14 protein-coding genes are annotated in these 12,069 nt (G+C 71.8%); 6 read left to right on the top strand and 8 right to left on the bottom strand.

Annotated elements, in window-relative coordinates; all coding sequences use genetic code 11:
- Nucleotides 1-23 precede the first annotated feature (23 nt).
- Complete coding sequence (locus ACFYW1_RS02855) at nucleotides 24-554, bottom strand: DUF6924 domain-containing protein (RefSeq protein ID WP_388986021.1); 531 nt, start codon at nucleotides 552-554, stop codon at nucleotides 24-26.
- Between the two features lie 188 nt (nucleotides 555-742).
- Between ACFYW1_RS02855 and ACFYW1_RS02850 the strand changes: the two genes are divergently transcribed.
- Nucleotides 743-1,042, top strand: a complete 300-nt coding sequence (locus ACFYW1_RS02850; RefSeq protein WP_388986019.1) for a hypothetical protein — start codon at nucleotides 743-745, stop codon at nucleotides 1,040-1,042.
- Between the two features lie 105 nt (nucleotides 1,043-1,147).
- On the opposite strand, the gene ACFYW1_RS02845 is transcribed toward ACFYW1_RS02850, so the two are convergent.
- The gene (locus ACFYW1_RS02845; protein WP_388986017.1) at nucleotides 1,148-1,585 is read right to left on the bottom strand and encodes an SgcJ/EcaC family oxidoreductase; all 438 of its coding nucleotides are present in this window, start codon (nucleotides 1,583-1,585) and stop codon (nucleotides 1,148-1,150) included.
- A 312-nt stretch (nucleotides 1,586-1,897) separates the two neighbouring features.
- On the opposite strand from ACFYW1_RS02845, the gene ACFYW1_RS02840 reads away from it, so the two are divergent.
- Entirely contained in the window at nucleotides 1,898-3,007 is a 1,110-nt protein-coding gene (locus ACFYW1_RS02840; protein ID WP_388986015.1) for a hypothetical protein, read from the top strand.
- Nucleotides 3,008-3,082: 75 nt separating this feature from the next.
- On the opposite strand, the gene ACFYW1_RS02835 is transcribed toward ACFYW1_RS02840, so the two are convergent.
- The 3 genes from ACFYW1_RS02835 to ACFYW1_RS02825 all read right to left on the bottom strand — a co-directional run bounded on the left by ACFYW1_RS02835 (nucleotide 3,083) and on the right by ACFYW1_RS02825 (nucleotide 6,470).
- Nucleotides 3,083-4,042 (bottom strand): phosphotransferase, encoded by a 960-nt coding sequence (locus tag ACFYW1_RS02835; RefSeq protein WP_388986013.1) that lies wholly within the window; start codon nucleotides 4,040-4,042, stop codon nucleotides 3,083-3,085.
- A gap of 60 nt (nucleotides 4,043-4,102) precedes the next feature.
- Nucleotides 4,103-5,761 carry a ribosomal protection-like ABC-F family protein gene (gene abc-f, locus ACFYW1_RS02830; RefSeq protein WP_388986012.1) on the bottom strand — a complete coding sequence of 553 codons (1,659 nt, stop codon included), beginning with the start codon at nucleotides 5,759-5,761 and terminating at the stop codon, nucleotides 4,103-4,105.
- Nucleotides 5,762-6,074: 313 nt separating this feature from the next.
- Entirely contained in the window at nucleotides 6,075-6,470 is a 396-nt protein-coding gene (locus tag ACFYW1_RS02825) for a VOC family protein (protein WP_388986011.1), read from the bottom strand.
- A gap of 295 nt (nucleotides 6,471-6,765) precedes the next feature.
- Between ACFYW1_RS02825 and ACFYW1_RS02820 the strand changes: the two genes are divergently transcribed.
- Together ACFYW1_RS02820 and ACFYW1_RS02815 are read left to right on the top strand one after the other, a co-directional pair.
- Nucleotides 6,766-7,038 carry a hypothetical protein gene (locus ACFYW1_RS02820; RefSeq protein ID WP_388986010.1) on the top strand — a complete coding sequence of 91 codons (273 nt, stop codon included), beginning with the start codon at nucleotides 6,766-6,768 and terminating at the stop codon, nucleotides 7,036-7,038.
- A gap of 42 nt (nucleotides 7,039-7,080) precedes the next feature.
- Entirely contained in the window at nucleotides 7,081-7,230 is a 150-nt protein-coding gene (locus tag ACFYW1_RS02815) for a hypothetical protein (RefSeq protein WP_388986008.1), read from the top strand.
- A gap of 89 nt (nucleotides 7,231-7,319) precedes the next feature.
- Here ACFYW1_RS02815 and ACFYW1_RS02810 read toward each other — a convergent pair whose 3' ends face one another.
- From ACFYW1_RS02810 to rph, 3 genes are all read right to left on the bottom strand, one after another.
- A complete protein-coding gene (locus tag ACFYW1_RS02810) occupies nucleotides 7,320-7,592 on the bottom strand; it encodes a hypothetical protein (protein WP_283856404.1) in 273 nt (90 codons plus the stop codon).
- Nucleotides 7,589-7,864, bottom strand: a complete 276-nt coding sequence (locus ACFYW1_RS02805) for a hypothetical protein (protein WP_388986006.1) — start codon at nucleotides 7,862-7,864, stop codon at nucleotides 7,589-7,591. Before ACFYW1_RS02805 ends, ACFYW1_RS02810 begins: the two co-directional genes overlap by 4 nt.
- Before the next feature lie 71 nt (nucleotides 7,865-7,935).
- Entirely contained in the window at nucleotides 7,936-10,536 is a 2,601-nt protein-coding gene (rph, locus tag ACFYW1_RS02800) for a rifamycin-inactivating phosphotransferase (RefSeq protein ID WP_388986004.1), read from the bottom strand.
- Nucleotides 10,537-10,820: 284 nt separating this feature from the next.
- Between rph and ACFYW1_RS02795 the strand changes: the two genes are divergently transcribed.
- Both ACFYW1_RS02795 and ACFYW1_RS02790 read left to right on the top strand, forming a co-directional pair.
- Nucleotides 10,821-11,474 (top strand): hypothetical protein, encoded by a 654-nt coding sequence (locus tag ACFYW1_RS02795; protein WP_388986002.1) that lies wholly within the window; start codon nucleotides 10,821-10,823, stop codon nucleotides 11,472-11,474.
- Between the two features lie 130 nt (nucleotides 11,475-11,604).
- Nucleotides 11,605-11,931, top strand: a complete 327-nt coding sequence (locus ACFYW1_RS02790; RefSeq protein WP_388986000.1) for a hypothetical protein — start codon at nucleotides 11,605-11,607, stop codon at nucleotides 11,929-11,931.
- Nucleotides 11,932-12,069 lie beyond the last annotated feature (138 nt).

Here is a 12,069-nt window from a genome sequence, read left to right as displayed (position 1 = left end):
GTGGGCGTTCACCAGCCGGTGTTTCAGAGGGAGCGGTAGATCCCCTCGGGATCGTCGTGGGCCGCTGCCGCGTACTCCTCGAAGCCCAGGTTGCCGATGCTCAGGTTCGCCTGGACCTCGTGGACCCCTGCGGGGACGGTGCGGAACTCGCGGCCGAACTCGGTCAGTCGACCGTAGTCCTCGTCGTCCGCGCAGTCCTCCCGGGTCAGCGTGGTGACCGCCAGCAGCGCGTGGTTCCCGGCCCGCATGGTTGTCCGGTCGGCGAGGAAGACGACGGACAGGTCCTCGTCGGTGCGTACCGCGGCCAGCACCTCGTCGACGGTCACCTCCGCCCAGGCCGGATCGTCGACGACGTGGATGTGCGCGTCGTACCCCTCGTCTCCCCGGGGCTCCGTCAGCGCCGCCACCACGTTCTGCCACGCCCGGTCGTCGTGGTGGTCGGTCCTGATGACCAGAGCGTCGAACTCACCACGGTCGACGACGGCGGGCAGCGCTCTCATGACTTCGTTCTTCTCCTCGGTGGCGATCGACGATCCGTGTCCCGACTGTCTCACGGGCCACGGCCGTACTCCGCCGGGGCGGGCGACGACGGAGCGCGGCCGACGGGCCCGTCCCCTTCCGGCGCTCGCGGTCGTTGGAGAACCGTGAGCAGCAGAGCGAGACGCCTTGCCATTGCCGTTGCGTTCAGGGGTGCCCGTCGGCCCGGATCGCCGGCGGGCGTTCTCCTGGAGAACGGACACCGATGAACCCGAACCACCTTCCCGAACTCGGCCGGGCACTGCGCGTTCTCGGTGAGCACGGGGACAACATCACCCGCGACACCCCTGTCGAGAAGCTCCACGAAATCCGGACCGACCTGCAGAAGGCCCTCATGCTCCTGGAGGCGACCGCGGGGCCGAAGCCGCACACCAGGTGCCGGGAGCACCCGTACGGTGCCGTGGACGAGGAAGCGCCGGACCTGTGCCTGCTCTGTCAGACCCGCCGCCGACGCGGTGAGCAGGCCCAGAAACGAGCCGTCGACTGGTCACGGCCCACTCGATAGCGGCCGGTCACGGGCCGTGGCTCCGCCCCGACGGCGCGGTGACGCCGTGGACCGGAACCGTGGCGCAAGTGCCCCGAGGCGCCCCCTGTTGTGCCGGGCCGGATGTCACGCGGTCTGTGCGGGCGGGGTGACGGCCATGTTCTGGCCCGCCACGATGTGCCAGCCGTCCGCCTGTTCGGCGATCACGTAGAGCGTCGCGCCCCAGGGGCCGTCGGTGGGTTCGCCCGTGTTGTCGGTGGGGGTCTGCACCACGTTCACCGCGATCACGTCAGGGGCTATCGCCAGCATCTTGACCACGTCGTACCGGGCGAAGGAATCGCTCAGGAAGCTCTTCAGCGCCGGGGCGCTGAACTCGACGATCGCCGACCTGCCGTCAAGACGCGTGCCCTTCGCGTTGGTCCAGGAGGCGTGTTCGGCGTACTGCCCGCCCAGCGCGATGGGGTCCTTCTCGTTGAAAGCCCTCTCCAGCCCCTTCACCACACCGGTCACCGCTGCCCGGGTCTCCGGCGGAATCGTCCCCACAACAAGAATGTCGCTCGTCATGACAGTGCCCTTTTCCGTATCGAGGCGCTCAAGTGACGGCTGTGATCGCCGCCGTCACCCACCCCACGACATCAACCACGGTTGAGGTCAAGCTCGGCGAACGGCCTTGCGGAGATCAGGGACGCGGTGCGCATGCGGCCGTACGCGGCCGAGCGCCGTTCACCGCCCCCCGGCAGGTCGATCGCTTGTTCGTGCGATCATACGGGCGGCTCTCGATGGGCCGGGGCGCCGTCGGCCGTCCGGACAACGGGCATCGGGCATCGGGCATCGGGCATCGGGCATCGGGCAATCGAACGAGAACGGGAGTGCGGTGTGAGCGGGGCTGGGGGGCAGGACGGGGCATCCGTACCCGACGAGGAGTGGGATCGGTTCCTCCGTGAATCGGTGGCGGGTGTGCCCGGGGCCCCCGTGGAGCCGTCGGCGCGCGCCCGTGAGGTGGAGCGGCGGCTGCGGGAGCGTCCCGGGCAGCCGGAGGGCTGGCGCACGTACTCACCGGCCCGGCCCCGGCGCAGGACGGGCTGGTACGTGGCCGGGCTGGTGGCGGTCGTGGCCCTCCTGGTCGTGTCGCTCTTCCCGCAGCAGGTCTTCGGCTGGTTCGGTGACGACGACGGCGGGCAGGGCGGGGCACCGTTGGCCGCCGAGTCGGAGGCCCCGCGGGAGGCACCGGACGCCGAGCGGGATCTTCCCCCCACCCTCGACGAGCCCTTCCGGGGTTCGCCCGCCGCCCGTTGGGCCGACGGGGCGGCGGGGATCACGGTGCCGCCGGCCAGGGCGACCGGCTGGATGGACGCCGCCCAGGTCGAGCGGGCGCTGCGCAAGAGCCGGGACTTCCTGGTGGCCGCGGCGCTCGACCCCCGGGTGCTGCGCGGCGAGCGGCCCACGGAGGCCATCGCGCTGCTGAACCCGCACCAGGAGGACGTCCAGGAGTACCTCCGTACCTCCTTGTCGTCGAAGAAGCCCACCTCCAAGACCGATCCACTGCTGCTGTTCAGCCGCTTCCGGCCGGATCAGTCCCGGCTGGTCGGCGACGTGGTCAAGACCCGTGGCCGGCTCACGTACCGGGAGGGGAAGAAGGGGGCGGTCGAGGTGACGGCGGACGTCACCTTCGTGTACCCGGTCACTCCGGCGGACGGCGGGCGGGACTCCGAGGTCCTCCGTACGATCGTGCGGCGCGAGGTGGTGATGAGCTGGGACGATCCGGACAGGATCATCATCGAACCGGGCACGATGTCCCTCGTCTCGTACACGCTCGACATGGTCAACGGCGGCTGCTCCACCCCGACCGGCTACCTCGTGCCGCCCTTCGGAACAGCCGACGAGCAGCCCACCGACCAGGACCGCCGGGTCGATCCGTACGACCGCAGCAAGCCGGTCGACTCGACGGCCGCGGGCGACAACTGCGCGACCGCCACCCGCTCCTGAGCCACCCGGCCGAGTCCGGAGCCCGGCCGTCGGACGGCCGGGCGGATGCCGGACTCGACCGCCGGGCGTTCGGTGTCAGCCGTTCATGCCTCCGGCGAAGGGCTTCGTCTGCCACTGGTCGACGGTGGGCTTGAGATACCCCATCAGATCGGGCAGTTGCGGGGCCAGCGTGAGTGTGGCGACGATCCGCAGCATGCCCAGGGTGTTGGCGAAACCGAGCACCTCCTCGTCGAGCTGCCTCATGCCGTTTCGCCGTGCGCCGCGGTTGTAGGCGGCTTCGTGCTCGGGCCCCAGCGCGGCCAGGTCCCACTCGACGGGCCCCAGCGTGACCAGTTCGAAGTCGGCGTAGCGGTCGCCGTCCACCCCGGAGAAGATGTTCGCGGGCGGGCAGTCGCCGTGGACGGGCTGGAGGCCGATGCCGGGGAACCGGGCCTCGAACGCCTCGCGTGAACGCACGAGGGGCTCCAGGACCTGCCACTCGCGACGGGCCCGGTCCAGTTCGGCCGCCCCGATCAGGTCGGGGTGACGGTCGAGCCGGACGAGGCTGTCCGCGACGAACTGCGGCTCGGCCGTGGACAGGAATTCCAGGCGCCCGGGGTAGGCGCGCAGTGCCGCGTGCAGGTCGGCGACGCTCTCGGAGTTCGCCACGTAGTCGGGTTCCTTGTCCCGGGCCTCCTCGATGAACGGCCAGAACGTCATCGAGAACCCGTCCCGCTGCACGGGTTCCCGCGGCACGAGCGGGCTGGGCGCGATCACCGGGACTCCCCGGCCGCCGAGCCAGCTCGCCACGTCCAGTTCGTCCTGCTGGCGGCGCGCGAGGGCGACCAGGTCGTCGGAGTGGGGCAGGACGGTGGGGATCCGGGCCACGACCGGCGAGGGCGCCAGGTGGACGACGACGGAGAAGACGTCGTGGAGCACCGTGGGGTCGGTGACGGTCAGGCCGAGCCCGCGTCCGGCCGCGACGGCCGCCCCGACGGCGGCGGAGGTGCGGTCGGCGAGCTGGTGCGGTGTCAGGAAAGTGGTCGGGACGATCATGGATGTCTCGTTTCGGTGGATTCTCGGGAGGTGAGGGGCGACGGGACGGGTCCGGCGGGGTCAGTGCCTGCGGCCGGCCCGCAGCTCCAGCCGCTCCCCCTCGAAGCGTGCGCGGAAGCCCCGGTCGTGCGAGACCGCGACCACCGCCCCCGGGTACCCGGCGAGCGCGGTCCGAAGGTCCTCGACCAGGTCGAGCGCGATGTGGTTGGTCGGCTCGTCGAGGACGAGGAGGTCCGCGGGCCGGGTCACCAGGATCGCGATCTGCAACCGCCGTTGTTGCCCCGCGGACAGGGCCGCGACCGGGACGTGCAGGTCCTCCTCCCGGAACAGGCCCAGGGCCAGGAGCTGTTCGGTGTGCTCGTCCGGCGGGCCGGGCCGCCCGGCGGCGAACGCGGCGAGCAGCGGGAGCCGGGTGGAACGCGCGGGCAGTTCCTGCGCGAGGTAGCCGATCCGGGCGGGGCGGCGGGCGGTGCCGGCGTCCGGCTCCAGGTCGCCCGCCAGGACACGCAGCAGTGTCGTCTTGCCCGCCCCGTTCTCGCCCGTGACCAGCAGCCGCTGGCCGGGGCCGATCGTCAGGAGCCCGTCCAGGCACAGGCGTTCGCCGACCCGTACGCCGTCGAGCTCGGCGAGGGGGCCTCGGTCCGGGCCGCCGTCCGCCGCCGGCAGCGCCGTCGTGAAACGGAGCGGTGCCGGCGGCTCCGCCACCGGGTGGCGCCGCAGCCGGTCCAGGCTTTCCCGGGCGGAGCGCACCTGTCCGCCGAGCTTCGCCTCGCTGGAGCGGCGGTGCTTGCCGAAGCCCTGCTTCGGGTCGCGGCCGGTGGTGGCGAGCCGCCTTCCCGCGGCTTCGAGCAGTTCCTCGGTACGGGCCACCTCCTCGGCCCAGTCCGCGTACCGCTGTTCCGCCGCCCGCCGGGCGGCGGCCTTCGCGGCGCGGTAGCCGGTCCAGCCGTCGCCGTACCGGCGCACGGTGCGCTCGTCCCGGTCGACCTCGATGATCGTGGTGGCGATGTGTTCCAGGAAGCCGCGGTCGTGGGTGACCGCGACGACGGTGCCGCGGTGTGCGCGCAGGTGTTTCTCCAGCCAGTGCACGGCCGCCGCGTCGAGGTGGTTCGTCGGTTCGTCCAGGAGCAGCAGTTCGGGGGCGGCGGCCAGGACGCAGGTGAGCGCGAGCCGGGACTGCTCGCCGCCGGACAGCGAGCCGAGCGGGCGCTCACGGGTGATCCGGGCGAGTCCGAGGCCATGCATCGCGGCATCCACCCGGGCGTCCGCCCCGTATCCGCCGCGGTCCTCGTACGCGGTCAACAGCTCTCCGTACGCGGCGAGTTCCTCGTCCGACGCGTCCGCGAGGGACTCCTCCGCCGTGCGGAGCGCCCGTTCCATGGCGCGCAGTTCGGTCAGGGCGAGGTCGACGGCGTCCTGCACGGTGCGGGCCGCGTCGAGGTCGAGGGTCTGGGCGAGGTGGCCGATGCCGCCGGGGAAGCTGACGGTGACCTCCCCGGCGTCCGGTGTCTCGGCCGCGGCGAGCAGCCGCAGCAGGGTGGACTTGCCGGAACCGTTCTCGCCGACGACGGCGGCCTTCTCGCCCGGCCGGACGGTGAAGGAGACCTGGTCGAGGACGGTCCGGGTGCCGTAGGACTTGGTGACGTCCTTGACGGACAGTTGCGCCGTGGCAGCGGGGGTGGCGGTGGGCAGGGTGGTGGTACGGGCGCGGTCGCGCATAGGGCTTTTCCCGGGCATGCGAAGGGTCTACGGGCAGCAGAAACGGCGGCATCGGCCGTGCCCGGACTCAGACGAAGAAAAGGAAAGCCATGCGCCCACCCTAACAAGACGAACCGTCTCGCCTCAATTCAATTCGCGTACGGAGCGGAGGAGGACCCGGACCCGAACGGCAGCGGGCCGTACGGAACCGGGCTCCACCACTCACCCGGCCCCGTACGGCCCTCACCGGTTCTCCGTCCGGCCCTTCGCGGATCACGACCCGACACGGCCCGACACGGCCCGGTCGGGAATCACCCCCGCGGCGCCCCTGCCGCTACCGGCGCGCCTCCAGTACGTCGAGGTAGTGCTGGTTGTACATCACGCCCAGGACGTTCCCGAAGGGGTCGACCACGGAGGCGGTGACGAACCCCGGCCCACGCTCCATGAGCGGTTCGTACTCCTTCGCCCCCAGGGACAGCAGCCTTTCGAGAGCCGCGCCCGCATCGTCGACGTGCCAGTACACGACGGCGCCGCCCGGCGCGGTCCCCGAGCCGGCGGGCGCGTAGCTCCTGTCGATCAGCCCCAGCTCGTGCTGGTAGTCACCGAGGCGGAACTCGGCGTACCCCGGCCGCTCGAAGTACGGCTCCACACCCAGCAGCTCCGCGTACCAGTCCTTCGCCGCCGCCAGGTCGTCGACCCAGAAACTGACGGTGGTGAGTCCTCGCAGCACGGGTTGCCCCCTTCTCTCCCGCCGCGGATCCCGCATCCCGGCTGATGCCATGAGAGTAGATGCCCATTAGGTCAGATCCTGTCCGAATCGAGAACGGGGCCTACGGGAAGAGAGGGTCTTCGGCACGGGGGCGAGGGCGCCTTCCCGTTCGAGCGTCGATGCGAACGACGCGCCGAACCACCCCGAAACGGGTCACCCTCGCCCCGACGCCCTCCCCCTCGCGCCCCGGCCCTGCCAGACTGGCTCCCGGACCCGCCGCACCCCCGCCGACGGGCCCGCCCCGGGGAGGCCCACCATGACGTGCGGAAACTGCGGCGCAGCAGCCACCCAGGGCCCCGATGGGTCCTGGACCTGCAGCAACCAGTGCGGCTGGTCGTCCACCGCACCCGGCCCCGCCATGACCCCGGAGATCACCACCACCAGATGCCGCGGCTGCGACGCCGAGATCCACGGCCTCAACGGCCGGTACGCGTGCGGGCTCTGCGGATGGTCCAATCACTGGGACGAGGGCCATCAGCCGCTCCCCAGCTGCGGCAGCGCCCCCGAGGACACCAACACCCTGCGGTAGCGGAAAAGGCCGGCGTCTTCGGGGCCCCCGACCGGGAGGGGCGTGGCCGGCCGTCCGGGATTCACCGAGGAGGGCTTGCTGCGCGAAGCGGTGATCTTCCCCGACGGTTCGCGCGACGACGACGTCGTGTACGGGCTCCTCGCGCGGGAGTGGCTCAAGTCCCGTGAACAGGACGGTCCGACGCAGCCGTAGGAGCTGACCGGGGCGGACCGCCTCCGCCCGAGGCACCCGGGGCGGCGGGCCCGTTCTCCCGGTGGGACCGGGAGAACGGGCCCGGGGCCTCAGTGGAACCAGACCAGGACCGGGACGCGGATCTCCTTGGCGTCCCGCATGATCATGTACTCGATGATGACCGGCTCGCCCGGGATTTCGAGGGAGTACCGGACCTCGATGTCGTCCAGCGCGTCGCCGGGCGGCCGTCTGCCGAGATCGACCGCGCCGCCGACCTCGATGGCCAGGGCCCGCAGGAAGTTCGCCGTCTTCCGGCGGAGGTCGACGGGCATGTCGAGCACGGTCCGTGCCGGAATCTCCTCCGTCCAGACGGACCAGCTCACCGGGCCCCGTCCACGAACAGCTCGTCGACGGAGACCAGGGAGTGGCCGGCCTCGGCATTGGCCCGGCTCCGGGCGGCCGCGGGGGCGCGGTGCAGCATCGCCACCTTCCACCAGCGGCGCATCGTGGCCGGTACGTCGCTCTCCTCGGCGGCCAGGACCTCGGTGTAGAAGCGGGCGCGCTCGGCACCGTTCAACGCGTCACCGATCGCGTTGATGGTGTGCGGGACACCGGTGATCCGGGGGTCCGCGGGGTGCTCGGGCTGAGCCGTCACAGATCTCTCCTTCGTTCTGCTGCCCCAAGTCTGCTACGCCGGGGCCCCGGCCGGGAACCGGACCGGGGCGGTCAGTCGGTCAGGATCTCGACGTACCCGTCGGTACCGTGCACGCGGATCCGCTGCCCGTCCCGGATCAGCCGGGTGGCCCGCTCCACGCCCACGACGGCCGGCAGGCCGTACTCCCGGGCGATCACCGCGCCATGGGTCATCAGGCCCCCCACCTCCGTCACCAGGCCCGCGATTCCGACGAACAGCGGTGACCAGCTGGGGTCCGTGAAGGACGTGACCAGGATGTCGCCCGGTTCGAGCTCGGCCTCCGCCACGTCGAGGACGACGCGGGCCCTTCCCTCGACGGTCCCGGCGGAGACCGGCAGACCGGCCAGGGCACCGGCCGGCACGTCGTCGCGCCGGTATGCGCCGGTGAGGGCCTCGCCGTCCGAGGTGAGCACCCGGGGCGGGGTGAGCGTCCGGTACGACCGGAACTCCTCCTTGCGCCGCTGGACGAGCCGTTCGTCCACCCGGTGCGAACGCGCGACGTCGCGGAACTCCTGGAGCGTGAGGTGGAAGACGTCCTCCTTCTCGGAGAGCACACCGGCCCGCACCAGACGCCCGGCCTCCGCCAGCAGGGCCTGCTTGTAGATGAAGTAGCGGCTGACGATGCCGTACTTCGGGTACTCCCGGTACCCGATGAAGGTGCGGACCCGGTCGATCATCCGCTTGGTCTCCTCGGCCTTCCGGTCCCCGTCCGGCAGGGCCCGCAGCCGTGACAGCACCTCCTGTTCCTTCTCCCACGCCTTGCGCCGCCCCTGCTCGAAGCGCTGTTCGGCGGCGCCCGGCCCGAAGTTCCTGACGTTGTCGAGGATCAGGGGCACGAGCGTGTCGGGACGTTCGCGCCAACGCGGCCTCGTGATGTCGATCTCGCCGACGCAGCGCATGCCGTACCGGTCGAGGTACGCCTCCACGGCCTCGCGCGCCTCGGGACCGCCCGCGAGCCCCGTCAGCCCGTCGAGGAAGTCCTCGCTCCGGACGTCCTGGAGGAACGCCACCACCTCCGGCCACGGACGGATCACGTCCGCGACGTCGAGCAGCGCCAGCCCCATCTCGGACGTGATGTTGTCGGGGGCGGACAGGGTGAGCGTGTCGGCCGCGTTCTTCTCGCCCAGCCATTCCCCCAGCTTGTCGTTGAGCCACCAGGTGGCCTCCATCCCGGCCATGATGACCTGAATGCTCAGCGGGTCGCCGAGGACCCGCTTGTGCTCCTCGAACGCCTCGGTCAGGAAGTCGAACAGCTCCGGCCCCGTCTTCGTCCGGATGTCGCGCTCCAGGGCGGCGACGGACGCCCGGCTGCGCCCGATCAGTTCGGTGACGACGGCCGGATCGGTCTCGACCGGGGCGGGCGCGCCGCCGCCCGGCAGCCCGCCGGGCTCCGGGTCCGGGAGCGACGGGACGAAGTCGCCGCGGTCGAGGACGGTTTCCAGGGCGTCCCTGACCAGCGGATCGCCCTTCCCCACCATGTCCAGGAGCCCGGCGCGGCTCGCGGGCGAGGCCAGGCGCCCGGTGACGTCGACGAACAGCCTTCCCCCGGCCTCGTGCATCGGCACCATGGCCGTCGACTGCCACATGGAGAGGCCCAGGGCCTTCATGGCGTCGGTCATCATCTGCTGGTGACCGACGGAGACGTAGACGTGTTTCTCCTGGTCGTCGCGCTCGGGAATGGGGAACAGCGTCGTGATCGGCCGGCTCTGAACGATCCGGAAGCCGTCGTCGACCAGGCACCACTCGATGTCCTGCGGGCGGCCGAAGTGCGCCTCGATCCGCCGCCCCGCCCGTACGAGCCGCACGACCTGTTCGTCCGTCAGCGCGGGCCGCTCCTGCTGTCGCGGCTCGATCTCCACCTCCCGCGTGCCGCCGGTCGGCAGGGCCCGGACCGCGCGCTGTTTGGCGGCGATCGTCCTGGTGACGACTTCGCCGTGCCGCACCGTGAAGACGTCCGGGTTCACCAGGCCGGAGACCAGGGCCTCGCCGAGACCGAAGCCGGCGTCCACGGTGGCGGTCCTCCGGTCGCCCGTGACGGGGTCGGCCGTGAACAGGATGCCGGACGCGTGCGGGAAGACCATCCGCTGCACGACCACGGCCATGTGGACCGTACGGTGGTCGATGCCGTTGCGCCAGCGGTAGGTGACGGCCCGCTCGGTGAACAGCGAGGCCCAGCACCGGCTGACGTGCCGAAGGATCTCCGCCGGTCCCACGACGTTCAGGTACGTGTCCTGCTGGCCGGCGAAGGAGGCCGTCGGCAGGTCCTCCGCCGTGGCGCTGGACCGCACGGCGTAGGCGGCCCGGTCGCCGTGCCGGGCGAGCGCCTGGGTGATCGCCGCCGCGAGATCGTCCGGCACGGCGGTTGCCTCGACGGCCCGGCGGATCTCCGCGCCGAGTGCGCGAGTTCCCTCCCGGTCGTCCGGGTCCAGGTGCGCCAGCCGATCGAGCAGTTCGTCGATCGACGGCGTCCTCGCCATGATCAGCCGGAAGGCTTCCGTCGTCACGCAGAAGCCGCCCGGCACGTCGATGCCCTCGATCCGCGAGAGCCCGCCCAGGTGCGCGCCCTTGCCGCCGACGGTCTCGACCCGGGACTCGTCGATCTCCTGGAGATCCAGTACGTACTGCCCGGTCACCGCGCCACCTCCGCCCGCACGATCACCGCTCGGACGTCATCTCGTCCCTCGTACGTCGACAACAACACACGCACGGTGTGTCCCTCATTTCCGCAGGTTGCAGGCTCGGCGGACGATTCTGCGGCACCACCGGGGCCTTGCCGCAAGCCCCCCGGTGCGCTATAAGTTGAGAAAGGCAAGGAGATCGGTCTCCTTGCTCTTTCTTTTTTGCCGCCCGTACTCCGTCGCTTCGTCGTCGCCGACGGCTCCCGTCCACGGTCCGGGCCGGTCGTACACTTCGCCGGATGATCGTGATGCAGCCCGTCCTGGAGAACCGCTCCCCCGACGGCTTCGGCCTCTGGCCGGTGACCGGTACCGGGCCGTCCGGCTTCCTGCCCCTGGGCGGCGGTCTCTCCCCCGCCGAGGTCGGGACGGCGGTGATGTGCATCGCCGGCTGCAACGACATCGACCCCGACGGCGACCGTCCACCCCGCCCGGCCGACCCGCTCGGCTCGTTCCTGCACGGGCTGCTGACCTTCGACACCCTCTTCGCGGCCGGCGGGCTGCGCGTCGTCGACGACTCCACGGGGGTCACCTTCCTCCCCGGCTGCTGCGACGGGCTGGAGGACTGGCGCGACTGGTACCGGCTCGTCGACGGCGTCGGCGGGGGCGGCGTTCTGCTCGGGTTCGGCCACGCTCCCCTGTCACCGGTCGCGGAGCGCATCGGCGACGTCGTCCGGCTCACGGTCGACTCCGAGCGGAGCGACAGCCCGGTGATCGAGTCGTCCGTCGCCGGGATCCGCCACCTCCTCGCCGGTGTCGAGCGCGACCTGGCCGGCTTCCTCGTGCTGGCGGCCGACTGGGCCCGCGGGCATCTGCCCAGGCGTGCCGATCCTGTCGTCGCCGCCCTCGCCCGCGTACTCGACCTGCCCGCGCCGCCCGTACCGCCGGAGCCGTGACGGGCCCGGCGGGGTCGTCCTTCCGGGTACGTTCCGGAGTGCCGCGGTGGCCCGGAGTGAGGTCGCGGCGGGGTCCTGTCTGTAGGAGCCTGGGAAAGCACGCCTGTACTCGCAGACCAAGGAGAAATCCATGCGTACCCACAGGGCGTTCGCAGCTCTCGGCTCGGCTCTGGTCGTCGGCGTTCTGACACTCACCCCGGCGCTCGCCTCGCAGGCCTCGGCCGCCCCGAGACCCACGCAGGCAGTGGCCGCGCACGACGCCGTCACCGATTCCTACCGGGACGGTTATCGCCAGGGCTTCCGGAACGGATTCGCGGACGCGCGGGACGACTGCGACCGCAGTTCCGGTTTCGGGCAGCAGTTCCTGCAGAGGCAGAGCCAGGACAACCGTTGGGCCCGGGGTTACGCCGACGGTTACGGCGACGGCTACGACCGGGCCTTCGACCGGTTCTGCTGACGGCCCCGCCGGTTCCTGACCCGGGGGACGGAAAGACCCGACGACAAGGCCGTGGGCGGGGGGGGCCGCGGGGGGGGGGGGGGGGGGGGCCGGGGGGGGGGGGGGGGGGGGGGGGGGGGGGGGGGGGGGGCCGGGGGT

Origin of the sequence: Streptomyces sp. NPDC002669 (genome assembly GCF_042889165.1) — a bacterium.
Classification (GTDB): Bacteria; Actinomycetota; Actinomycetes; order Streptomycetales; family Streptomycetaceae; genus Streptomyces.
Note: the sequence above shows the minus strand (reverse complement) of the source record. Positions and strands in the feature narration are given on the sequence as shown.